The sequence below is a fragment of the Stappia sp. TSB10P1A genome (assembly GCF_900185725.1).
GTDB lineage: Bacteria > Pseudomonadota > Alphaproteobacteria > Rhizobiales > Stappiaceae > Stappia.
Genome location: NZ_FYAU01000015.1, coordinates 24,780 through 46,963 on the forward strand (window position 1 = coordinate 24,780; position 22,184 = coordinate 46,963).

Sequence of the window (22,184 nt, forward strand, 5' to 3'; positions counted from 1 at the left end):
CCGGTCTTTTACGGGTTTCTTTTCTCGATCTTCCGCGCCGCCCCCTCCAGGGCCGCCCGCCTTACCTCATGCGTATTGCCGGACGCTCGACAGCCTCTCGAAGATGCTCTCCACCGGCTCGTCGATATCTCGGCCCGCGCGTTCGAAACCGCGCTTCCAGTCGACCACGTGCCGCCGCATCCAAAGGCGCGCTTCCTCCTTGTCGCGCGCGGCAACGGCATCGATCAGTCGGCGATGGGCGGCGACCATGCGGCCGGCGCCCTGCGGCACCCGGCGGCAGATCAGCTCGGATGTGGGAAAGAACAGGAGCGCTGCCGGCTCACGCGCCAGTTCCAGCACCCGGTTGCGCGAGGCCTTGGCCAGCAGCGCATGAAACTCCGTGTCGAGGCCGGCAAGGCGGACGGGATCGCCCAGCGCCGCCTCGGCCAGCGCCTGGTTCTCCTCCAGCGCGGCAAGGTCTTGCTCCGAAGCCTCGTCGACGGCGGCGTCGATGACGCCGAGTTCCAGGATCACGGCCGCCTCGAACAGCTCACGGAACGTGACCTGATGCAGCACCAGCGCCCGGCTCATGCGATCCGACAGCTTGCGATAGTGGGGAAGGCAGACATAGAGCTTGCGGCCGGCCTCGCGCTGGACCAGTCCCGCCTGCTCCAAGAGGCGGATGCCCTCGCGGACCGTCGAGCGGTTGACGCCGAACTGGCGCACCAGCACCGCCTCGGTGCCGATCTCGTCGCCCGGACGCAGCCTGCCGGCCATGATCTCGCGCTCGATCGCCTCCGCGACCATCTGGTAGGCGGACGGCACCTTGATCTTCTCGAAGCGCCCTGGCTCCGCCAACGACATTCTGAACGTCTCCTCCCGAACGCTCCGGCATCGCACGTCTTGATGGCGCGTATTGTCGGTTCGTCCCTTTGTCCGACAAAGCTTGGCATGAGCCTGAACCGGCCGTCAAGTGGAGATTTCCGAGCATCAACTCGAGAAAATGTCCGGCGAGAGGGCCCGTCCGTTCGAAATTCTGGCCTTTGCCGGTTTGTCGGACAAATGGGCCCGGGAGGCGGCGGGGGGCTTCTGTCAGCGACTTGCCAAGGTGTGGCCACAACGCGCCGGGACGGGCGCCAAAGGGAGGGGCTGCTCCTGCTGGCCCAGGCGGCGCCTGCCCGCTCCTGCCATGCCTGCTCCTGACATGCCCGCTCCTGTCGTTTCGCCCCTCCCGGACCGTCGGCCGACGAGGTGTCCGGCGATCGGCAGTCTCCCGCCCCTGCTGCCTCTGGTTGATTTGCGGGCGCCTGCACAAAGATTTTGCAGTGCAAAAAATGATTGCATATTGCAATTGACAAGCAAATAAAACGCTAGATATCGTCGTGACACTGCAAGGGGGAACTCGCCGGAAACGGCCATTCCCCTCGGCGTAAGTGTCCATGACAGAAGTGTCGGTACTTGCCGGCTCCTCACCGCGGGAACCTGGCGCAGGCCGGGTTCGGGTGAGGCGGGGCGGGGGCGCCGGGCACAGAGGCGAGGGCTCGACACAACAGGGCCGTCAAAAGAAGTCGGGGAGGAAAGCGTCCGGATCGGATCCATCGAAAGCCACAGGGAGCTTGCACCATGTATGCCGATGCCAAGTCCGTGGAATTTGTCGGAAAGCGCTCCGCAGACTATCGCGATGCACTGTCGCTCTACGCGGATGCCTGGTTGCCGGATATCGCCTGCATGAAGCGATTCCTGGCGCCCGCCCCCGGAGAACACATTCTCGAAGTCGGTGCCGGAAACGGCTATTTCAGCCGGGCGATCGCTGCTGCCATCGGTCCGAGCGGCCTGCTCGTCGCCAGCGACCCGTCGGTGGAGCAACTGGCCAATCTGGGGGCGGAAGCGCCCTTCGGCAACATTGTCGTCGTGCCTGCCTCGGCGGACACGCTGGATGTCGGCCATGACGGGTTCGACGCGGTCTGGAGCCGGGGCGCCATTCATCACGTTGCCGACAAGACCTCCGCCTTCCGGCGCTTCAACGAGGTCGCGCGTCCGGGAGGGCGGCTCGTCATCGCCGACATTTTCGCCGGGACGCCGCTCGCCCGCTATTTCGATGCCTTCATCGCGCGGAGCTGTTCGACCGGCCACGAGGTCGCCTTCCTGTCGCGGGAGTTCGCCGAAAGCCTGTGCGAGCTGACCGGCTGGGCGCCGCCGGTGTTTCACGAGGTGGTCACCCCTTGGGAATTCGCTCGCAAGGAGGAGATCGGCCACTTCCTGCATCTGCTGTTTTCCGCCAAGCCCGGCTACTCGCCGCAGGATTGCCTGGCGGCGGCGGATCACTTCCTGAGCGTCACCGAGACCGGATCCGGCTGGGCGCTGATGTGGCCGATGACGGTCATGACCAGCACGCGCCCGGCCCATGGCTAGAGCGGAGGGCGCCATGATCAGGTCGGGTCAGGTGGCCCCGTCCGGCGCCGGCGAGCGCCGCAGCGGGCCGGGACATCGGCGGCTTGCCCAGCCGCCACGGCTGCGCGTGCTGGGGCGCGGCGGCGGTCAGGCGCGCCTCACGGGCACTGCGGGCCGGACAGGCGAGGCGGCCCGCCTCGGCGAGGGTGGCTTCGCGCCGGCGAAGGTCGTCTATCACGGCTCGGCAGGGGCCTTCGCCCATATCGCCTGCCGCTCGGCCTTTCCCGAGGCGGAGGCGGTCGGACGGACCAGTCTCATGGGGGTGATCGAGGCGGTGCGCAGCGGTGCTGCGGAAGCGGCGGTGCTGCCTTGCGAGAACGTGCTGGTCGGCCGGGTGCCGGACATCCATCTGCTGCTGCCCGAAAGCGGGCTGGCGATCGTCGGGGAGATCTTCGAGCGGATCGAGCATCATCTGGTCGCGCCGCCCGGCTGGCGTCTCGATCTCATCCGGCGGGTGCATTCGCACCCCGTGGCCCTGATGCAGGTGCGCCGGTTTCTGGCGACCCACGGGATTGCCGGCGTGGAGGCGCCGAACACGGCGATGGCGGCGGCACTGGTGCGGGAGCGGGCCGACCCGTCGGAAGCGGCGGTGGCCTCGGAACTGGCGGCGGAGGTCCACGGACTGACGATCCTCAAGCGCAACATCGAGGACGACCCGGCCAATCGGACACGCTTCTACGTGCTCGCCGCCCGGCCCGTCATGCCGGCGGCGGACGTGCCGGAGCCGATCACCAGCCTGCTGTTCGAGCTGCGCAACGAACCGGGGGCGCTGTTTCGCGCGATGGCCGGTTTCGCCGGGGAGGGGGTCAACCTGACCAAGCTCGAGAGCTACCTCGTCGGAGGGCAGTTCGTCGCCACGCGCTTCTTCTGCGAGTTCCAGGGGCATCCCGAGCAGCCGGCCGTGCGCCGGGCGATCGAGGTGCTTCGGCGCAACACGACCCGCCACGCGGTGCTCGGCGTGTTCGCCATGCATGCCCAGGGTGCAGGCCTGCGGATCGCGGCGGCGGAACACGCGCCGGACAGTTGAAAAGGCATTTGAAAACAAGGGCGATCGATCCAGGCGTCGCGATGCCTGGTCGTCCGGGGAGGGTGGTGTGAGAGGGGAAATGCCGGGGCGAATGGACAAAGCCGGGGCGGAGGTTCCGGGCGAGATCGCGGGGCTGCCGCAGTCGATCGAGGATTTCCGCAGCTTGGCGTGCCGGCGGCTGCCGCGCTTCGTCTTCGATTTCATCGATGGCGGCAGCGGCTCGGAAGATACGCTGGCGGAAAACCGCGCCGCGCTCGACCGCATCCGGCTGGTCGGCTCGGCTCCGCGCGATGTCAGCGCCTGCAGCCCGGCGATCACACTTTTTGGCGAACCGCTGTCGATGCCGCTGATCATCGGGCCGACCGGGCTTGCCGGGGCGGCCTGGCCGCGCGGCGATCTGGATCTTGCGCGGGCCGCCTCGCGTTGCGGCATTCCCTTCGTCATGAGTTCGGCGGCGACCGCCAGCATGGAAGAGGTGGCGGCGGCCGGTGCCGGTCCCAAATGGTTCCAGCTCTATCTGTTCCGCAACCGGGAGGTCAGCCGGCGGCTGGTCGAGAGGGCCGCCGCGCTGGGGTTCCGGGCGCTGGAGGTGACGGTCGACAATGCGGTGCCGGGGCGGCGCCTGCGCGATGTGCGCAACGGGTTCTCGCTGCCGTTCCGCTGGTCGCCTGCAAAGCTCGCGAGCCTCCTGGCGCATCCCCGCTGGTCGCTGCAGATGGCGCGGGCCGGGGCGCCGAGGCTGGAGGTGATGGCGGCCGAACTCGGCCGGCTGGGCGCCACGGACACGATTGCCGAACTGATGCAGTCGCAGCTCGATCCGTCGGTGGGCTGGGACGACATCGACCGGATCCGCGACGCCTGGCGGGGGCCGCTGATCGTCAAGGGGATGATGGATCCGGCGCAGGTGCGCCGCGCCGTGGAAATCGGCGTCGACGGCCTCGTCGTCAGCAATCACGGCGGGCGGCAGCTCGATGGCGCGGTCGCCAGCATTGACATCCTGCCCGAGTTTCGCGCCGAAGCAGGCCGGCGGCTTGCGCTCTTGGTCGACAGCGGCTTCCGGAGCGGCTCGGACATCGCTCGTGCACTCGCTCGCGGGGCGGATGCCGTGCAGGTGGGACGGGCAACCCTCTATGCGCTGGCCGCGGCGGGCGAGTGCGGCGTCGTCCAAGCGCTTGCCGTCCTCAGACGCGAGTTCGAGGTCGTCCAGATGCTCATGGGCGTGCGGCGTCCGGCCGAATTCACGCGGTCCATGCTGCGGGAACCGGCCGCCGGCAATGGACCGGCGGTTCGGAGCGAGCGGGCGGGAGCCCGCCAACAGGATCTTCCAACGGTGATGACGGAGTGAGGAGAAAAGCGATGTTCCGATCGAAATGGGCTGCCATGGCGGCGATGCTGCTCGCGGGTGCCGGGCTTTGGGGCGCCGAGGCGGCCGAACAGAAGCAGGTGGCGATCACCTATATCATCGATCATCCGGCGATCGACGCGGCGCGCAACGGCATTGTCGAGGAACTGGCCGAGGCCGGCTACAAGGCCGGCGAGACGCTGAAGCTGCACACCCAGAGCGCCCAGGGCAGCATGCCGACGCAGTTGCAGATCGCCAAGGAATTCGCCGGGCTGAAGCCCGACCTGCTGGTCGCCATCAGCACGCCTTCGGCCCAGGCCCTGCAGAGCGCGGCGGGCGACATCCCGGTGCTGTTCTCGGCGGTGACCGATCCCGTCGAGGCAAAGCTGGTGGCGAGCCTGGAGAGCCCGGGCGGCAACATCACCGGAACCACCGACAAGCAGCCGTTCGGCCCGACCCTGCAACTGATCCGCGACCTGCTGCCCGAGGCCAGCAAGCTCGGCGTCATCTACAATGCCGGCGAAGCCAACTCGGTCTCCCAGGTCGCGGCGCTGAAGCAGGAGGCGGGCGCCTATGGGTTCGAGATCGAGGAGAGCTCCGCCTCGCAGACGGCGATGGTCGGCGATGCCGCGCTGAGCCTTGCCGGCCGCGCCGACGCCATTCTCATTCCCACCGACAGCACCGTGGTGGCGGCGGTCGAAAGCGTCGTCAATGTGGGCCGGAAGGCGAAGATCCCGGTCTTTGCCAGCGACACGGATTCGGTCGAACGGGGCGCCGTCGCGGCCCTCGGTTTCGACTATTACCAGCTTGGCCGCATCACCGGAAAGATGGCGATCCGGGTGCTGTCGGGCGAGAGCCCGGCGACGATCCCGGTCGGGGCGCTGGAGAGCCAGGATCTCTATCTCAACAAGACATCGGCCGCGGCCATGGGCGTCGAGCTGCCCGAAGCGCTGCTCGCCTCGGCCAAGAAGGTGGTCGACTAAGCCCTTTTGTAGTTCGGAGCCATTCTGACGGAGCGATTTTGTGACAAGGTCAAGCAAAGACACGCAGGCCGTATCTGGAGACGGACAGGGGGATTTGCGCCGGAACTGGCGCAAAATCGCCCGCCCCACAGGGCTTCCGATTGGTGGGCGCCCGACGCCGAACCGATCTTGCCCGATGCGAAGGCATCGCGCGGCGACCGTTTCGACACCGGATCGCCGTCCCAATCGAGAAGCAGAATTCACTTCGAACTGGCCGAAAGGGCTCTAGATGAGCATGCTGGCATTGTCCGGGGCTATCGAGGCGGGGCTGCTGTTCTCGCTGGTGGCGCTCGGGGTCTATATCTCGTTCCGGGTCCTGAATTTTCCGGATCTGACGGTGGACGGCAGCTTCCCTCTGGGGGCTGCCGCCACGGCGGTGGCGATCGTCTCGGGCATCAACCCACTGCTGGCAACGCTGATCGGCACGGGGGCGGGTGCCTGTGCCGGTTTCGTCTCGGCCTATCTCAACGTCCGCTTCAGGATCCTGAACCTGTTGGCCGGCATCCTGACCATGGTCGCGCTCTACTCGATCAACCTGCGCGTCATGGGGCGGCCGAACATCTCCCTCTATGGCGAGGAAACGATCTTCACGCCGTTCGACGGGCTGCTCGGGCTCGGCATCTGGACCAACGCCGTCGTGCTGCTGGCGATTGCCGTCGCGATGAAATTCGCCGTCGACTGGTTTCTCGCAACGGAGATCGGACTGGCGCTGCGAGCCAGCGGCGAGAACCCGGTGATGGCGCGGGCGCAGTCGGTCGACAACGACCGGATGACCCTGATCGGCCTGACAATCAGCAACGGCCTTGTCGGCCTGGCCGGTTCGCTCTTCGCCCAGAGCCAGGGGGTTGCCGATGTCTCAATGGGCATCGGCACCATTGTCACCGGCCTTGCGGCGCTGATCATCGGCGAGACCCTGCTCGGTTCGCTCAAGGTCGGCTGGGCGACGCTCGGCTGTCTGGCCGGGGCGCTGCTCTACCGCTTCTTCATCGCGCTTGCGCTGAGTGCCGGTTTTCTCGGCATCCAGGCCCAGGATCTCAACCTGGTGACGGCGGTGGTGGTGGCCGTGGCGGTGGTCCTCTCCCGCGCCCGCCGCAAGCACCCGCTGCATCTGCGCACGCGGCTGCAGCGGCTTTTCGCCCGCCCGCAAGGACAGAAAGGTGCCTGACCCATGCTGAGCATCTGCGATGCCTATGTCACGTTCAATCCCGGCACGCCGATCGCGGTCCCCGCGTTGCGCGGGGTCGATCTGGATCTCGCGCCGGGCGAGTTCGTCACCGTCATCGGCACCAATGGCGCCGGCAAGTCGACGTTGCTGTCGGCGGTCGCCGGCGATGTCCGGCTGGACCGGGGCGGGATCTATGTGGACGGCCATGACGTGACGCGCTGGCCGACCGAGCGGCGCGCCAGCCTGATCGGCCGTGTCTTTCAGGAGCCGCGCGCCGGCACCTGCAGTTCGCTGACCGTGGAGGAGAACCTGGCGCTGGCGGCAAGCCGGGGCGGCCGCCGCCGGCTGCGGCTGGCCCTCGGGCGGGGGGCGGAGCGCGCGCGCCTGAAGGAGCACCTGGCACGGCTCGGCATGGGGCTGGAGGACAGGCTCGGTGCGCATGTCGGCACGCTCTCGGGCGGGCAGCGCCAGGCGCTCAGCCTGTTGATGGCAACGCTTCTGCCAATGAAGATCCTGATCCTTGACGAGCATACCGCGGCGCTCGACCCCGGCGCGGCGGCGACGATCCTGGCGCTGTCGAGCGAGATCACGGGCGAGCAGCGGCTGACCACGCTGATGGTCACCCACAGCATGCGCAATTCGCTCGATCACGGGGAGCGGACGATCATGATGAATGCCGGCCGCGTGCTGCTGGACATTCGCGGCGATGAGCGCAAGGGCTACGACGTGCCCGACCTGCTCGCGCTCTTCAAGAAGACCACCGGCAAGGCAGTCGAGGACGATCAACTGGTCCTGGCGTGACGCGCACACCGGCCCGGTGGGCCGGGCGGAGACGGGATCGGGCGATCCGGGGCGGGGCCGGCTTCAGGCCAGCGCCCGTTCCCTTGCCAGTTCCGACAGGAGCAGGCCGGGGGGATGTTCCGGCACCATCTGCCGCAGCCGGTGCACACCGACCGTGGAAAACAGGCCGGCCCGGGCATAGGGTTCGTCGGCGAGGAAGGCCTCGACCGCTTGCCTGTCGTCGAAGGCGAGCACCATCAGGCTGCCGAGCACCCGGCTGCCGTCCTCGCTTTGCAGCGGGCCGCCGAACAGAACCCGGGACTGGTGCGCTATCATGTATTCCAGATGCACGGCCCGGGTGCGGCGGCGCAGGTCGCCGGCGTCGGGACGATCGATGCAATAGACGACATAGGGCACGCTATCTCTCCTTCCGCTTCCACAGGGTCCAGGGTCTCGGCAGAGCGGCCGCACCGCCCTACGGTTGCGCGCGCCGCGCGCCGGAAGACCGGCTGGCGCATGACTTGCCGGCGCCCGCACCGCCGACGGCCGCCTTTCCCACGTCGGGCGGGATGGCACGCCGGCTCGCGAGAGCGAAGGCGGTTGCTTTTTCGCGCCCGGACGCGGCACAACCTCTCGGGTTGCCTGGGACAATTAGAAGGGATATGATTGCAATATGCAAGCAAATAGCAATCAAGGTTCGCGGCCCGCAAAGGCCGGAACCGCGGAAACCGGTGCCGACGAATGGCTTCAACTCGAAACCTGGCTGCCCTACCGGCTATTTCGGATCTCCTCGCGGGTGGCGGATGTGCTCGGCGCCTTCTACGGACCGAAATACGGCCTGTCCCGCGCGGCCTGGCGAACGATGGCGATCGTCGCGAACCGTCCGGGGATCAGCGTCAAGGAGATCTGCCAGGCTGGCGGGCTCGACCAGTTCGCGGTGTCACGGGCCATCCGGCAACTGGTCGAACTGGGCTTCGCGCAGCGCCAGACCGGCAAGTCCGACCGGCGCTATGCGGCGATCGAGCTCTCCGAAACGGGATGGTCGGCCTATGGCGAGATCTCGCAGTTGTCGCGCCGCATCCATGCGGAACTGACCGGGTCGATCACCGACGAGGAACTGGCGGTGCTCGATGTCCTGCTCGCCAAGCTCGACAATGCCAGCGCCGGTGTCCTGGCGCGTGGCTGGCACGGAGTGATGGACAGCAAGGTGGGCGGCAGAAGCGACAGGTCCTGATCAGGGCGGGCAGCCGTCCGCCCAAGCATCGCCTGGACCGCATCCGGCGCGGAACCGGGTCTTGCGGACGCGGTTCGCTCGGCGCTTGAAAGGGACGGCCATGCACGCATTCTTGTTCGCCGCCACCGCGATCTTGTGGGGCAGCAGCGCCATCGTCACCGGTCATCAGGCCGTTTCCGGGGCGCCGGAAGTGTCCGTCGGCTATCGCATGGCGCTGGTCAGCCTGATCATGTTCGGCTGGTGCCTCGCATCAGGCCAGAAGCTTGATCTGCGCGCCGTCGACCGGCCCTGGGTGATGCTGCAGGGGGTGCTTTTCTTCGGCCTCGCCTTCATCACCTTCTACCACGCAACGACGCTGATCCCGAGTGGCATCGCGGCGCTGATCCTGTCGACCTCCTCGCTTTTCGCCGCCCTGGTCGGCTGGCTGTTCCTGTCCGCCCCCGTAACCGGGCGGACCGTTGCCGGGATCCTCGCCGGCGTCGTCGGACTTGCCATCATCGCCTTGCCGCAGCTTGCCGCCACGGTCTCGGGCATCGCCTCCGATGCCGCCGTGACGCAGAGCAGCCTCGTCGGCGCGGTGCTGGCCGTCGCCGCGGCGTTCTGCACCGGCTGCGGCACGGTGGTGGCGATGCGCAACCAGCGCGGCGGCATGCCGATCGCCGCTCTGATCAGTTGGGCGGCCCTGTTTGGCGCGCTGTTCTCGTTCCTGCTTGCCGTTCTGGGACAGATGAGCTTCCGCGTCGAGGTTTCGGCGGAATACCTGATGGGGCTGGCCTATCTGGCGGTGTTCTCGTCCTGCCTGACCTTCTTCATGTATTTCAGTCTCGTGCAGCGCATCGGCGCAGCCAGCGCCTCCTATACGCTGGCGCTGGTCCCGGTGGTCGCGCTGATCCTGTCGGCGCTGTTCGAGAACCTGACCCTCGACGCCTATATCCTGGCCGGCAGCGCGGCAGTGCTGGTCGGCAACGTTCTCGTACTCGGGGGGCAGGGACGGCCGACCCCCTCGGCGGCATCGCTCCAGATGGGGGAGGAGAGATCATGACCAGGACGGTTCACGGCGTGCATCCGACCGTGCCGCTGAGCGCGGCGGTCCAGGCGGGCGATTTTCTCTTCCTGTCGGGCCAGGTGCCGTTCGGGCCGGACGGCCGGCTTGTGCCGGGTGACATCACCGTTCAGACCCGTCAGGTGCTGGAGAATATCGCTGCCGTGCTCGGCAAGGTCGGCGCGTCGATGGAGGATGTGGTGAAGACCACGGTCTGGCTGACCGACGCGGCCGACTTTGCCGCCTTCAACTCCGTCTATCGCGAGTATTTCCCGTCCCTGCCGCCGGCCCGATCCTGCGTCGTTTCCCTGCTGGCGGTCGATGCCAGGGTCGAGATCGAGGCGATCGCCCATGTTCCGGTGGGCAGTTCCGGCGGGGCGTGACGGCGCTGCGCCGATCTGTTGCTGCGCGGGCCTCCTGCTTGTTGCCGGGCTTCAGCGCATCAGCGAGGGCAGGAACAGCGTGACGGCCGGCAGATAGGTGACCAGCATCAGCACGACGAAGCTGACCAGAAGCATCGGCCAGAGCGCGAGGGAGATGCGCTCGATCGACAGTTTGCTGATCGCCGCGGCAACGAACAGCGAGTAGCCGAAGGGCGGTGTTGCCATGCCGATGGCCAGGTTGATCACCACCAGCGCGCCGAGATGGACCGGGTCGAGGCCGATCTGCGCCCCGATCGCGGTCAGCGTCGTGCCGAGAATGATCATCGCGGCGATATTGTCCATGATCGCGCCGATGAACAGCAGGAACAGGTTCAGGATCAGCAGGATGACGATCGGGTTATCGGAGACCGACAGAATGGCCGCAGCGATGGCGGTCGGAAGCTGCTCGATGGCGACCAGCCAGCCGAAGGCGGAGGCAATGGCGATGATGAAGCAGATGATCGCCGAGGTGCGCATGGAGGCGACGACGATCCGGCCGAGATCGGCGATCTTCATCTCGCGATGGACGAAGACACCGATGATGAGCGCATAAAGGACGGCGATGGCGGAGGCTTCGGTCGGGGTGAAGACGCTGCCATAGATGCCGCCGAGGATCACCAGCGGCGCGAGCAGGGACCACTTGCCGGCATCGAGAGCCTTCAGCAGTTCGGCGAGGGTGGTGCGGCTGCTCGCGCGGATCTGTCCGCTGCGCCGGGCGGCGATGTAGCAGACGAGCATCAATCCGAGCGCGACCAGCAGGCCGGGGATGATCCCGGCGAGAAAGAGCTGGCTGATCGATTCCTCCGCCACCACGCCCCAGATGATCAGGGGAATCGAGGGCGGGATCATCTGGCCGATGGGGCCGGATGCGGTGGCAAGGGCTGCGGAGAAATCCCGGCGCCATCCGCGCTGCTCCATCTCCGGGATCATGATGCCGCCGATCGCGGCGGTGGTGGCGGGGGCCGAGCCGGAGATGGCGGCGAAAAACGTCGCCGACAGCACCGTCACCATGCCGAGCCCGCCGGTGACATGCTGCACCAGGCATTGGCAGAAGCGCACGAGCCGCCGCGACAGGCCGCCATGCATCATCAGATCGCCGGCCAGGATGAAGCCGGGAATGGCAAGCAGCGAGAAGCTCTGGGTGCCGGCGATGATCCGCTGCGCCAGGACGACCAGCGGCAGGTCGGCGACCAGCAGGCCGATGATCGAGGCGAGGCCAAGGCAGAACGCGATGGGCATGCCGCCGAACATCGTCGTCAGGAAGGTGGCGAGAATGGCGAGGGCGACGGCGCTCATCCGATTTTCTCCGCTTCGGCCGGCGCCGGCGGGTTGAACAGGAGCGCCAGCGCGTGCAGGCAGCCGAGAGCTCCGCAGACCGGCGCGGCGAGGTGGAGGACCTCGATCGGCACGCGCATGGCGGCGGAGACCTGACCGAGGGTGGCATCGGTGTAGTCGATACCCGAGCGCAGCAGGACCAGGCAGAAGCCGAGGATCGCCAGCATGATCAAGGCCTGCCAGGCTCGCCGCAGGCGCGGCGACAGAAGCGAGAGGAACAGGTCCAGCCGTACATGTGCTCCCGCCCGCAGCGCTGTCGTCGCGGCGAGCAGCGTCGACCAGGTGAACAGCATCAGGGCGAGTTCCTCGGACCAGACCAGCGAGGCACCGAGCACATAGCGCGAGAAGACCTGGAGAATGAGCGCGGCCATCATCACGGTCGCCATGATGGCGACAACGACATTGGTCAGGCGCGCCACGTGATGCGAGAGGCGATCCAAAAGCCAGGCCATGGCCGGTTCCATTTCGTGCGGGGCGGGGACGGCGCCCGCCGTTCGGCGGGCGCCGGAAGACTGCGCTCTATTCGACCGCGGCAAGGGCCTTGTCGAACAGTTCCGCGCCGATCACCGGCTTGAACTGCTCGTAGACATTGCCGACGCGGGAGCGGAAGGCGGCCGCGTCCTTGACCTCGTTGATCTCCATGCCGGCCGCCTTCAGCACGTCGAGCAGTTCGGCGGTGTTGCGCGCGGTCTCGGCGCGCTGGCTGGCGATGGCCGCGGCCGCCGCTGCGCGGAAGGCCTCCTGTTCCTCGGCGGAGAGCTTGTCGAAGAAGCGCTTCGACACGAGCACGCCGAGGGCCGAATAGGTGTGGCGGGTCAGGGAGAGATACTTGGTGACCTCGGCATATTTGTTGGCGGCAATCACCGCGAGCGGGATTTCCAGCCCGTCGATGGTGCCCTGCTGGGTGGCCGTGTAGGTCTCGCCCCAGGCCATCGGCGTCGCATTGCCGCCGAGCGCCTCGAACATGCCGATGAAGACCGGGTTCTGCATCACCCGGTACTTGACGCCGGAAACGTCCTCGGGCTCCAGGACCGGGCGCTTGTTGTTGATCATGTGCCGGAAGCCGCCTTCGGCGAAGCCGAGGCCGACAATGCCCTTGCCATCGAGCGTGGCGAGGATCTGCTGGCCGATCTCGCCGTCCAGCACCTGGTGTGCCTGCTCTTCGCTCGCGTAGAGAAAGGGCATGTCGTTCAGTTGGAAGGCCGGGGCAATGTTGCCGATGGGGGCGTTGGTGATGATGCCGACGTCCAGCGTGCCGAAGCCGAGGCCTTCCAGCATCTGCTTCTCGTCGCCCAACTGGTTGTTCGGGAACATGGCCACGTCGAACTTGCCCGGCAACCGCTTGTCGAGTTCGGCGGCAAGGGTGCGCGCCGTGATCGCATAGGGATCCGTCGGCCCGTCCGATGTCGTCCAGCCGACGCGCAGCTTGTCGGCGGCGTCTGCCGGTGCAAGGCCGGCAATGGCAATCCCACAGACCGCGACGGCGGCCTGCAAGCTGCGGGTAAAGGACATTCTCATTATCGTTTCCTCCCAGTTTCCGTTGGTTTTGCGGATCAGAAGCCGTACAGCCGGGCCGGATTGTCCGCGAGGATCCGGTCCCGCGTGGCGGCATCGGGTGCCCAGTCGCCGAGCATGTCGAGCAGCGCGCCGTCATTGGGCATGGGCACGTTGATGTAGGGATGCGGCCAGTCGCTGGCCCACAACACCCGCTCAGGGTTGGCGCGGATGATCTCCCGCGCGAAAGGGGCGATGTCGGAATAGGGTGTTTCCGCCTCGCTGGTGATGCGGTAGCTGCCCGACAACTTCACCCAGGCGCGCCCGTCCGCCATCAGCGAGAGCATGTCCTGGAAGCCCTTGTGGTTGATGCCGGCGGAGGTCGGCATGTGTCCGAGGTGGTCGAACACGGTCTCGATGGGGAGCTTGCCGAAGGTCTCGCGGATGTCGGCGAATTCGGAGACGTCGACGAGCATCTGCAGATGCCAGCCGAGGGGCGCCACCTTCTCCGCCATGGTGCGCACGTCGGAGACCTCGATGCCTGAGCGGAAGAGCAGGTTGAGGCGAACGCCGCGCGCCCCGGCCTCGTGCATCTCCTCCAACTCGCGCTCGGTGACGGTGTGGTCGACCACCACGACGGCGCGCAGCCTGTCGGGCATCATCCGTGTCGCATCGAGGGTGCAGCGATTGTCGCGGCCATAGACGCTCGGCTGGACGATGACACCGCGTTCGAGGCCGAGGGCGTTCAGCATCGCCATATAGGCGGACAGGCTCGCCGGCGGCGGGGTGTAGGTGCGGTGGGGGGTGAAAGGATAGGTCGCGGCGGGGCCGATGATATGCGCGTGGCAGTCGCAGGCACCGGGAGGCGGCGTGAAGCGCGGCGCGCGCGGAGCCGGGTCGGCCGCCGCGCAAACCGGGATCATCGTCTCGCCGATGGATGTCATTCTGCTCTCCTCCCAGCCTTGCAGGCCGCGTAGTCCAAGTCTGTCGGCCGAGCGCAGCAGGTGGTTCCAGGCGGCGCGGCGGGCCTTGTCGGGATCGCCGATGCGGATCGCCTCGACGATGTTGGTATGCTCCCGGATCAGGTCGGCGGGGCCGGTGCCGCGCAGCACCGAGCGCGCCAGTTCGTCGGCGATGCCGGTGCCGATCCGCAGGCTGAGAAACTGCATGAAATCGCGGAAGTAGGGGTTGCCGGTCGCCGCGGCGACCACCCGCTGGAACTCGCGCTGTTCCGCAACGGCGGCATCGCCCGCTTCCAGCCTGGCCCGCATGGCGGCGAAGGCCTCGTCAATCAGCGCCATCTGCGCCAGGGTGCGCCGGCGGGCGGCCATGGCGGCGCCGGCCACCTCGATTTCCATGCGCAGTTCCAGGACCTGGCGCAGCGCCTCGATCGACTGGAGCCGTCCGGCATCAATGCGGAAGCTGGCGGGAGTGGGATCGGACGACACGAAAGCCCCGACGCCATGGCGGGTTTCCACCAGGCCCGCCTCGCGCAGCTTGGCGATCGCCTCGCGCACGGCGCTCCGGCCGACGCCGAACTCCGCCGTGAGCGTTGCTTCCGTCGGCAACTGGTCGCCGGCCGAGAAGCGGCCGGACACGATCATCTCGGAAAGCTGCTCCGCAATTTCGTCCGGAAGCCGGCGGCGGCCGAGCGGTCGCGGCGCAAACGGTCTTTCCTGTTCAGTCCGACTCATTGCGATCTCCCTGTAATAACTTACATAGCAGGTGATCCGTTGTCTGACAACTGATGACTTGAAGGGGCGCGCTTCTGAGAACTCCCGACGGGGAGGTGAAGGTCGATCGTGAGAAGGCGGGAAAGGGCGTTGAGGGGCGAGTGATGCGGCCGGCCGGCGGCACCAAGAGCCGAGCGAAGGCAGTAAGCAGCAGGGACGCGGGTGGAGCAGGGTAGGGTTGGGCAGGGCAGGCGGTCAGCCTACCCCGCACGCCGTCAAGCGGGACGGCAGGGCCGGCTGTTGCGGGAGGTCGGCCCTCGTTGGCGGTTCGACCGACCGGCCTGAGGGGGCCCAGATTGATCTCATCGCTGGCGCTGGTGCCCCGGTCGTCCACCCGGGGCGGCGGCTTCGGTCAGGCGGCGCTGCGGGGTTCCATCTGCCTCACGAGGCGGCGACCGCGAGGCACAGATACTTGGTCTCGAGATAGTCCTCGATCCCGTATTTCGACCCTTCGCGGCCGAGGCCTGAGGACTTGATGCCGCCGAACGGCGCCTCGGCAGTCGAGATGAGGCCGGTGTTGATGCCGACCATGCCGTATTCTAGGGCTTCCGCGACGCGCCAGATGCGCGAGACGTCGCGGGCATAGAAGTAGGAGGCGAGGCCGAATTCGGTGTCGTTCGCCATCGAGATGCCTTCGCTCTCGCTGTCGAAGGGGATCAGCGGAGCGACGGGCCCGAAGGTTTCCTCCGTGAGGATTTTCATGCCCGGCGCCACATCGGCCAGCACCGTTGGCTCGTAGAAGGTGCCGCCGAGTTCGGAGCGGCGTCCGCCGGTCATCACGCGTGCGCCGTGGGCCAGGGCATCGGCCACATGGTTCTCGACCTTGGCCAGCCCCTGGGCATCGATCAATGGCCCGATCTGGACGCCGGGGACGACCCCGTCGCCGACGCGAAGAGCCGCCGTTGCCTCGGCGAGTTTCTCGGCGAAGGCGTCCATCACCCCGCGCTGCACATAGATGCGGTTGGCGCAAACGCAGGTCTGACCCGAGTTGCGGTACTTGGCGATCAACGCGCCTTCGACGGCGGCATCGAGGTCGGCATCGTCGAAGACGAGGAACGGGGCATTGCCGCCGAGTTCCAGGGAGAGCTTCTTGATGTCATGGGCGCATTGACGCATCAGGATGCGCCCGACATTGGTCGAGCCGGTGAAGGTCAGCTTGCGCACCTTCGGGTTGGTGCAGAGCTCAAGACCCATGCCCGGAGCATCGAGGCCCGGCACGATGGACAGCACACCCGCCGGGATGCCGGCGCGCTCCGCCAGCACCGCCATCGCCAGCGCCGAGAGGGGGGTCTTCTCCGCCGGCCGCCCGACGAAGCTGCAGCCGGCGGCGAGCGCCGGTGCGACCTTGCGTGCGATCATCGCATTGGGAAAGTTCCAGGGCGTGATCGATCCCACCACGCCCACGGGCTGCTTGAGCACCAGAATGCGCTTGTCGGGCTGGTGGCCGGGGATCACGTCGCCATAGATCCGGCGGCCTTCCTCGGCAAACCACTGGATGAAGCTGGCGCCATAGGCGATCTCGCCCTTGGCCTCGGCCAGCGGCTTGCCCATTTCGGCGGTCAGGATCGCGGCGAGGTCGTCGGCATTGTCCAGCATCAGCGCCTGCCAGGCGAGCAGGATCGCGCAGCGGTCCTTTGCGGTGCGCGCCGCCCAGCTTTTTTGCGCGTCATAGGCAGCGTCGATCGCGCGGCGGATGTCGGCGGGCCCGAGATCCGCCACCTCCGCCACCTTCTCGCCGGTGGCCGGGTTGGTGACGGCGAAGCGGGCGCCTCCCTCTTCCCATCGTCCCGCCACGAAGGCACGCGGCTCCAGGAGCGAGGGGTCACGCAAGGCAAGGGCCATGATCTGTCCTTTCGGGGCGTCGATGGAGACGTCAGTGGGCGGCGGTGTAGATGTCGAGGGCGTCGGCCTCGGTCAGGGGCCTGGGATTGTTGACCAGCAACCGGGTCTGGTTCATGGCGTCGCGCGCCAGTCGTGGCAGCACCTCGGCCGAAATCTCCATGTCGCGCAGCCGCTGCGGCAGACCGCAAACGGCCGACAGGGTCGCCAGCCGCTCGATGAAGGCTGCGGCCCGCTCCTGCCCGTCGAGAGCGGCAAGATCGGGGAAAGCATGGGGCGCGAGTTCCGCATAGGGCGCCGGGGCGACCACCGCGTTGAACCGCAGGACATGGGGCAGGACGAGGGCGTTCGACAGGCCGTGCGGGATGTGGAAATGCCCGCCCAGCGGATAGGCGAGGGCGTGCACCGCCGCGACCGGGGAATTGGCGAAGGCCTGGCCCGCGAGCATTGACCCGAGCAGCATGTCGGCCCGCGCCGCCGCATCGCTGCCATCCCGCACGGCCCGCAGCAAGGCTCCGCCCATCAGCCGCAGGGCTTCGCAGGCGAGCGCCCGGGACACCGGATTGTTGTTCGGGCTGGCGGAGGCATAGGCCTCGATCGCGTGCACCATCGCGTCGATGCCGGTGGCGGCCGTCACATGCGGCGGCAGACCCAGGGTCAACTCGGGATCAAGCAGCGCGAGGTCGGGGATCAGGTGCGGGCTGACGACGCCCATCTTCTCCGCCGCCCCGGTGGTGACGATGGAAATCGGCGTGACCTCCGAGCCGGTGCCCGAGGTGGTGGGGATCAGCACCAGCGGCAGACGCGGCCCCCTGGCCTTGCCGACGCCATAGACATCGGCGAGCGCTTCCGTTCCCGGAGCAAGCAGCGCGACAAGCTTCGCCACGTCGAGCGACGACCCGCCTCCCAGGCCGATAATGCCGCCCGCCCCGGCTTCGCGTGCGGCATCGACGGCGGCAAGCACCACGGCTTCCGGCGGGTCGGCCTGGACATCCGCGAACAGCGTCGTCTCCAAGCCGGCGTCACGCAGCAGGGCCACTGCGCGATCGACGATGCCGGTGCCCATCATGCCGGGATCGGTGACGATCAGCACGCGCGGGCCGGTCAGCGGCAGGGCAAGGGCCGGCAGTTCGCCGAGCACGCCGGCGCCGAAGCGGACGGAACGGGTGGTGTTGAAGGTGAAGGGGGCGGTCATGTTGTTGCTCCTATCCGCCGAAGGACAGCGCCGTCAGGACGATCAGCGCGAAACCGATGGCTGCGGTCAGCACCAGGGCGCGCAGTCGCTCCCGCTCTGCCGCGCGCGTGTCGGGGCGCAGGCGCGGCGGCGGGGTATAGGCCGGTATGGCGCCGGTATGGGGGCTGGCCATCTCCATCTTGTAGGAGAGGAACCAGACGAGCCCGAGGCCGAGGGCCCAGAACAGAAGGCCCCAGGCCCATTGCGACGGCATTCCGACCAGCCAGGTGCCTGCGGGCGCGCCGAAGGCGATGTTTCCGAACACCAGGCCGGGACCGACGGCGAAGAAGGCCCAGGCCAGCGCCACCGACCAGGCGGTCGAGCGCAGCGCCTCGGCGCGGGGCGACTGGCGCAGCGTGCCGGCAAGGAACCGCCTTGCTTCTTCCGCCTCGCTGCCGAAGCCCCGGCGCTGGGTGAAGAGGGAGACGAGCATGGTCACGACAAGGTTGGGCACAAGACCCCAGGCGGCGGAGTGGATCGTCCAGGGCCAGCGACCCCATGGCAGGTCGAGCCCGAGGAAGGACAGCACCGCCTGGCCGAAAGGCTCGGTCAGCAGCACGCCGGCAATGCCGAAGCCGGTGCCGGTGATGACCGCGGGGCGCGTGAACCAGCGCACCCAGGTCATGCCGAGCAGCGGCGTCCACAACTGGACGGAGAGGGGCAGCGCCAGCGCGCCGAGCACGGACAGCGTCACCGGGGTCAGCGCCTGCATCAGCAGCGACAGCAGTGCCAGCAGCACCACGGCGATACGCGCCAGGCTGACCGTCGCCGAGCGCGACAGGGCACTGTGGAACCAGGGCTTGTACAGGGTGCGGACCAGCGCTTCGGCCGCCGTCAGCAGGGCCAGCCCGGCCAGGAGCTGGATGCCGCAGAGGATGCCGATGAAGATCCAGGCCGCGAACCAGGGCGACAGGTTCGCCATCAGGGCCGGCACAGACAGCGCCGGATCGGTATAGCCGGCCACCCCGACGGCGGCGGCGGCCAGCGCCACCGCAAGACCGAAGGCGCCCGCCATCACCCAGGTCTGCCCGGCGGCAAGACCGCGCGGCGTGGCCGTGGACAGCACCACCTTCAGCACGACGGGGCTGGCCTGCATGCCCAGCAGCGCAAAGGCCAGCGACAGGGCGGCGACGGCGGTGCCCTCATGCCCGGCGGCAGCTTCGCGCCCGATCCCGGCGGTGAACTGGATGACGCCGGCAACGGTCAGGTGGCCGCCGCCGCTCTCGGCCACAACGGCCTGCAGGCCCCGGTTGAGCGCGGCGAAACCCCCGGCCTCGACCAGGGCGAAGGTGGCAAGGCCGATCAGCGCGGCCATTGCCAGCACCGCCTGGATCGCGCCGAGATAGCCGACGGCCCGCATGCCGCCGATCACCACATAGCCGATCAGGATCGCCCCCAGCAGCAAGGCCGCTCCTTCAAGCGACAGTGCCCCATCGGTGAGCTGCGCGGCGATGGCCGAGAGGGCCCGCAACTGCAGCCCTGCGAAGGCCACGGCGAAGACCACCGCCACCAGGGCGGAAAACACCACGAGGAACTCCGACTGCCAATAGGCGCGCAGCAGTTCCCCTTGCGAGGACAGGCGCAGCCGCTGGCCGACCAGCCACAGCCGCTTGAAGAACAGGACCCCGGGGATGGCCAGAACCACGCCGGCTTGCAGGAGCGAGGGATGTGAAAAGCCCTGCGCCGCGATCTCGGCAGGCAGCGCCAGCGTTGCCCAGCCGGAGACGGAGGCGCCGGCGACGACCAGCGCCGACACCCAGGCGGGAAGCGTGTGTCCGGCCGAGAACCAGGTCTCGTGGCCGGCGTTGGCGAGGGCCGCCACCCGCGCCCAGTACAGGGTGACGGCAGCCCAGAACAGCAGGTAGAGCGGGAGCCAGATCATCTAGTCACCCTTCCGCATGGCGGGTCCCGCCGAACGCATGTGGAATTGCGAGAAGGCGCCGCGCAGCCCGTGGCGGGTGACGAGATAGGCAAGGAAGCCGGCCGCCAGCGTGCCGAACAGGGTCAGGCCCGCATAGTAATCGGCCATCGTCATGTCTCCCTGCAGCGCTCCGACGATGAACACGAAGCCCAGCACACCGTAGGTTCCGACACCGAGCGCCGCCTCGCCGCGGGTGAACCCGGTGCCGTGGACGGCATTGACGACAACATGCGCGCCAAGGGCCGTCAGGATCACGGCGACGCCCGCTGCCGAGACGGCCCAGACATCGTGCGCCATCCCTTCAAGGAACAGCCCGAGGCCCAGAAAGCCAAGGCTGCCCCAGATCGAGAAGACGAGGATTCCGCGGTCGACGTTCGGGGTGCGTTCGCGCATGGCTCAGCCGCTCCGTTGGGGAGGGCGGGGCGCAGGTCGCGCGCCCCGCGATGTGTCAGTTGGCCGAAGGCTTGCCGCCGCGCGCCTTGGTGCCCTTGGTGGCCGGTTCGGGAGCCGAAGGGTCGGTGTAGACGATCTTCGACAGGTCCTGCAGCGTATGCGGGCGGTGGACCGTGTCTGCCGACAGGCCGATCTCACCCAGCAGCGTATCGACGAAGGGCGCCTGGCTGCGATAGCGCAGGGCCGAGGTCACCACCTGGTCGGCCAGGTTGCCGTCGCGCGGGGTGCCGCCGTCGATCGCGGCGCCGCTCGCCTGTCCGGAGAGCGAGGCTCCCGAGAGCCCGGGCAAGCCTTCCACATGGACGATCTTGATCTCGTCGATCTGCTCCATCGGCTTGACGCTCTCGCGGATGATGGCGGGAAGGTTCTCCACCAGCGCCTTGTGCAGCGCCGACCGGCGGCTGGCGTCGGAGCGCAGGTTTTCGGCCGCGTTCAGCTTCTCCTTGCCCTCCGCTTCCACGCGCAGGCGTTCCTCGAGCGCGGCGACGGCGATGCGGTCGGCATCCGCCCGGTCGCTCGCGGCGGCCTTCTCCGCTTCCGCCAGGATGCGCAGCCGGACGGCCTCGGACTCGGCAGCGCGCTCGGCCTCGATCACCTCCACCTTCTTCTGGCGGTTGGCGATCTCCAGGTCGCGCAGGGTCTGCACCCGTTCGGTGGCCTCCACGGCGGCGGCGCGTGCCGCTTCGGCGATCGACTGCGCCTCGGCCCGCTCCTTCGACTTCAGCGAGACGGCGATCTCGCGCATCTGCTGCTCCAGATCCAGGGCCTCGCGGCGCTTGATCTCCAGCCGCTCGATTTCCAGCTCCATCTCGATGCGGGTGCGCTCGACCGCCTCGCGTTCCTTCACCTTCGCCGTCTCGATCTCGCGTTCGCGGGCGGCCGCCTCGTTGGCGATCTCGGCCTTGCGGTTGGCGCGCTCGACCGCCACTTCGGCTTCATGCGCCAGCCGCGCATATTCGCTCTCGCGCTGGATCTCGAGGCTGCGCTTCTCGGCTTCGAGGTTCTTGGCGCGCATCGCGACCGCCGTGTCCTTCTCGATGTCGTTGCGCTTCTTCTTGCGGCTCTCGATCTGCTCGGTGAGGCGCGTCAGACCTTCGGCGTCGAAGGTGTTGGACTCGTCGAACAGCTTGATGTCGGTCTGGTCGAGCGAGGTGAGCGAGACGCTTTCCAGTTCCAGCCCGTCGAGGGCAAGGCTCTCGGCCACCTCCTGCTTGACCTCCTTGACGAAGGCCTGCCGGTGCTCGTGGATGTGTTCGAGCGTCATCTTCGCCGCGGCGCCGCCCATGGCATCGACAAAACGGCCCTGGATCAGGTCCTTGAGCTGTTCGGCATTCATTGTCCGGGAGCCGAGGGACCGCGCGGCAATCGCCACGGCCTCTTCCGTCGGGGCGACGCGGACGTAGAATTCCACGGTCAGTTCCACGCGCATGCGGTCCTTGGTGATGAGCGAGCGCTCGCGGGCGCGCGTCACCTCCAGCCGCAGGGTGTTCATGTTCACCTCGGTGATGTCGTGCAGGATGGGCAGCACCAGCGCGCCGCCGCCCATGACGACCTTCTCGCCGCCGAAGCCGGTTCGCACGAAGGAGATGTCCTTGGTCGATCGGCGGTAGAGCCAATGAAGCAGGTAGGCGGCCACGGCGATGACGATCGCCGCCAGGATGATGATGGCAATGACGTCTGCACCGTTCATGGACGTGCTCCCTTCATATGC

20 protein-coding genes are annotated in these 22,184 nt (G+C 67.9%); 9 read left to right on the forward strand and 11 right to left on the reverse strand.

The genetic code is table 11. The features are described 5' to 3' along the window. Nucleotides 1-66 precede the first annotated feature (66 nt). On the reverse strand, nt 67-843 hold the full coding sequence (locus TSB10P1A_RS04755; RefSeq protein WP_186386763.1) for a FadR/GntR family transcriptional regulator: 777 nt from the start codon (nt 841-843) through the stop codon (nt 67-69). Between the two features lie 759 nt (nt 844-1,602). Between TSB10P1A_RS04755 and TSB10P1A_RS04760 the strand changes: the two genes are divergently transcribed. The 6 genes from TSB10P1A_RS04760 to TSB10P1A_RS04785 all read left to right on the forward strand — a co-directional run bounded on the left by TSB10P1A_RS04760 (nt 1,603) and on the right by TSB10P1A_RS04785 (nt 7,787). Continuing rightward, on the forward strand, nt 1,603-2,391 hold the full coding sequence (locus tag TSB10P1A_RS04760) for a class I SAM-dependent methyltransferase (protein WP_186386764.1): 789 nt from the start codon (nt 1,603-1,605) through the stop codon (nt 2,389-2,391). Nucleotides 2,392-2,404: 13 nt separating this feature from the next. Then, a complete protein-coding gene (locus TSB10P1A_RS04765; RefSeq protein ID WP_186386765.1) occupies nt 2,405-3,457 on the forward strand; it encodes a prephenate dehydratase domain-containing protein in 1,053 nt (350 codons plus the stop codon). 91 nt (nt 3,458-3,548) lie between these two features. After that, nucleotides 3,549-4,802 (forward strand): alpha-hydroxy acid oxidase, encoded by a 1,254-nt coding sequence (locus tag TSB10P1A_RS04770; RefSeq protein WP_186386766.1) that lies wholly within the window; start codon nt 3,549-3,551, stop codon nt 4,800-4,802. Nucleotides 4,803-4,837: 35 nt separating this feature from the next. Then, the gene (locus tag TSB10P1A_RS04775; RefSeq protein ID WP_371328844.1) at nt 4,838-5,782 is read left to right on the forward strand and encodes an ABC transporter substrate-binding protein; all 945 of its coding nucleotides are present in this window, start codon (nt 4,838-4,840) and stop codon (nt 5,780-5,782) included. Nucleotides 5,783-6,050: 268 nt separating this feature from the next. Further along, the gene (locus tag TSB10P1A_RS04780; protein ID WP_186386768.1) at nt 6,051-6,986 is read left to right on the forward strand and encodes an ABC transporter permease; all 936 of its coding nucleotides are present in this window, start codon (nt 6,051-6,053) and stop codon (nt 6,984-6,986) included. Between the two features lie 3 nt (nt 6,987-6,989). Further along, nucleotides 6,990-7,787, forward strand: a complete 798-nt coding sequence (locus tag TSB10P1A_RS04785; protein ID WP_186386769.1) for an ABC transporter ATP-binding protein — start codon at nt 6,990-6,992, stop codon at nt 7,785-7,787. Nucleotides 7,788-7,850: 63 nt separating this feature from the next. Here TSB10P1A_RS04785 and TSB10P1A_RS04790 read toward each other — a convergent pair whose 3' ends face one another. Beyond that, on the reverse strand, nt 7,851-8,183 hold the full coding sequence (locus TSB10P1A_RS04790) for a YciI family protein (protein ID WP_186386770.1): 333 nt from the start codon (nt 8,181-8,183) through the stop codon (nt 7,851-7,853). Nucleotides 8,184-8,562: 379 nt separating this feature from the next. Between TSB10P1A_RS04790 and TSB10P1A_RS04795 the strand changes: the two genes are divergently transcribed. The 3 genes from TSB10P1A_RS04795 (at nt 8,563) to TSB10P1A_RS04805 (ending at nt 10,425) form a co-directional block, all read left to right on the forward strand. Continuing rightward, complete coding sequence (locus TSB10P1A_RS04795; RefSeq protein ID WP_186386771.1) at nt 8,563-9,000, forward strand: MarR family winged helix-turn-helix transcriptional regulator; 438 nt, start codon at nt 8,563-8,565, stop codon at nt 8,998-9,000. A gap of 100 nt (nt 9,001-9,100) precedes the next feature. After that, nucleotides 9,101-10,042, forward strand: a complete 942-nt coding sequence (locus TSB10P1A_RS04800; protein ID WP_186386772.1) for a DMT family transporter — start codon at nt 9,101-9,103, stop codon at nt 10,040-10,042. Then, the gene (locus tag TSB10P1A_RS04805; RefSeq protein WP_186386773.1) at nt 10,039-10,425 is read left to right on the forward strand and encodes a RidA family protein; all 387 of its coding nucleotides are present in this window, start codon (nt 10,039-10,041) and stop codon (nt 10,423-10,425) included. Before TSB10P1A_RS04800 ends, TSB10P1A_RS04805 begins: the two co-directional genes overlap by 4 nt. A 51-nt stretch (nt 10,426-10,476) precedes the next feature. Here the strand turns inward: TSB10P1A_RS04805 and TSB10P1A_RS04810 are convergent, their stop codons facing one another. The 9 genes from TSB10P1A_RS04810 to TSB10P1A_RS04850 form a co-directional block, all read right to left on the reverse strand. After that, entirely contained in the window at nt 10,477-11,760 is a 1,284-nt protein-coding gene (locus TSB10P1A_RS04810; RefSeq protein ID WP_186386774.1) for a TRAP transporter large permease, read from the reverse strand. Further along, on the reverse strand, nt 11,757-12,251 hold the full coding sequence (locus TSB10P1A_RS04815) for a TRAP transporter small permease (RefSeq protein WP_186386775.1): 495 nt from the start codon (nt 12,249-12,251) through the stop codon (nt 11,757-11,759). Before TSB10P1A_RS04815 ends, TSB10P1A_RS04810 begins: the two co-directional genes overlap by 4 nt. Nucleotides 12,252-12,318: 67 nt before the next feature. Next, entirely contained in the window at nt 12,319-13,317 is a 999-nt protein-coding gene (dctP, locus tag TSB10P1A_RS04820) for a TRAP transporter substrate-binding protein DctP (protein ID WP_186386776.1), read from the reverse strand. A 35-nt stretch (nt 13,318-13,352) separates the two neighbouring features. Next, complete coding sequence (locus TSB10P1A_RS04825) at nt 13,353-14,987, reverse strand: amidohydrolase family protein (protein ID WP_186386777.1); 1,635 nt, start codon at nt 14,985-14,987, stop codon at nt 13,353-13,355. A gap of 420 nt (nt 14,988-15,407) precedes the next feature. Next, nucleotides 15,408-16,868: an NAD-dependent succinate-semialdehyde dehydrogenase gene (locus TSB10P1A_RS04830; RefSeq protein WP_186386778.1), complete on the reverse strand. Its 1,461-nt coding sequence runs from the start codon at nt 16,866-16,868 to the stop codon at nt 15,408-15,410. Between the two features lie 31 nt (nt 16,869-16,899). Then, on the reverse strand, nt 16,900-18,060 hold the full coding sequence (locus TSB10P1A_RS04835; RefSeq protein ID WP_186386779.1) for an iron-containing alcohol dehydrogenase: 1,161 nt from the start codon (nt 18,058-18,060) through the stop codon (nt 16,900-16,902). Between the two features lie 10 nt (nt 18,061-18,070). Then, entirely contained in the window at nt 18,071-19,981 is a 1,911-nt protein-coding gene (locus TSB10P1A_RS04840; RefSeq protein WP_186386780.1) for a hypothetical protein, read from the reverse strand. Beyond that, nucleotides 19,982-20,413, reverse strand: a complete 432-nt coding sequence (locus tag TSB10P1A_RS04845; protein ID WP_186386781.1) for a hypothetical protein — start codon at nt 20,411-20,413, stop codon at nt 19,982-19,984. 55 nt (nt 20,414-20,468) lie between these two features. Continuing rightward, nucleotides 20,469-22,163, reverse strand: a complete 1,695-nt coding sequence (locus TSB10P1A_RS04850) for a flotillin family protein (RefSeq protein ID WP_186386782.1) — start codon at nt 22,161-22,163, stop codon at nt 20,469-20,471. Nucleotides 22,164-22,184 lie beyond the last annotated feature (21 nt).

Coding starts and splice junctions, on each gene's coding strand:
- TSB10P1A_RS04825 (WP_186386777.1), bottom strand. CDS start 14,987: ATGAGTCGGACTGAACAGGAAAGACCGTTTGCGCCGCGACCGCTCGGC.
- TSB10P1A_RS04785 (WP_186386769.1), top strand. CDS start 6,990: ATGCTGAGCATCTGCGATGCCTATGTCACGTTCAATCCCGGCACGCCG.
- TSB10P1A_RS04845 (WP_186386781.1), bottom strand. CDS start 20,413: ATGCGCGAACGCACCCCGAACGTCGACCGCGGAATCCTCGTCTTCTCG.
- TSB10P1A_RS04850 (WP_186386782.1), bottom strand. CDS start 22,163: ATGAACGGTGCAGACGTCATTGCCATCATCATCCTGGCGGCGATCGTC.
- TSB10P1A_RS04815 (WP_186386775.1), bottom strand. CDS start 12,251: ATGGCCTGGCTTTTGGATCGCCTCTCGCATCACGTGGCGCGCCTGACC.
- TSB10P1A_RS04805 (WP_186386773.1), top strand. CDS start 10,039: ATGACCAGGACGGTTCACGGCGTGCATCCGACCGTGCCGCTGAGCGCG.
- TSB10P1A_RS04775 (WP_371328844.1), top strand. CDS start 4,838: ATGGCGGCGATGCTGCTCGCGGGTGCCGGGCTTTGGGGCGCCGAGGCG.
- TSB10P1A_RS04770 (WP_186386766.1), top strand. CDS start 3,549: ATGGACAAAGCCGGGGCGGAGGTTCCGGGCGAGATCGCGGGGCTGCCG.
- dctP (WP_186386776.1), bottom strand. CDS start 13,317: ATGAGAATGTCCTTTACCCGCAGCTTGCAGGCCGCCGTCGCGGTCTGT.
- TSB10P1A_RS04840 (WP_186386780.1), bottom strand. CDS start 19,981: ATGATCTGGCTCCCGCTCTACCTGCTGTTCTGGGCTGCCGTCACCCTG.
- TSB10P1A_RS04760 (WP_186386764.1), top strand. CDS start 1,603: ATGTATGCCGATGCCAAGTCCGTGGAATTTGTCGGAAAGCGCTCCGCA.
- TSB10P1A_RS04755 (WP_186386763.1), bottom strand. CDS start 843: ATGTCGTTGGCGGAGCCAGGGCGCTTCGAGAAGATCAAGGTGCCGTCC.
- TSB10P1A_RS04780 (WP_186386768.1), top strand. CDS start 6,051: ATGAGCATGCTGGCATTGTCCGGGGCTATCGAGGCGGGGCTGCTGTTC.
- TSB10P1A_RS04800 (WP_186386772.1), top strand. CDS start 9,101: ATGCACGCATTCTTGTTCGCCGCCACCGCGATCTTGTGGGGCAGCAGC.
- TSB10P1A_RS04765 (WP_186386765.1), top strand. CDS start 2,405: ATGATCAGGTCGGGTCAGGTGGCCCCGTCCGGCGCCGGCGAGCGCCGC.
- TSB10P1A_RS04810 (WP_186386774.1), bottom strand. CDS start 11,760: ATGAGCGCCGTCGCCCTCGCCATTCTCGCCACCTTCCTGACGACGATG.
- TSB10P1A_RS04830 (WP_186386778.1), bottom strand. CDS start 16,868: ATGGCCCTTGCCTTGCGTGACCCCTCGCTCCTGGAGCCGCGTGCCTTC.
- TSB10P1A_RS04835 (WP_186386779.1), bottom strand. CDS start 18,060: ATGACCGCCCCCTTCACCTTCAACACCACCCGTTCCGTCCGCTTCGGC.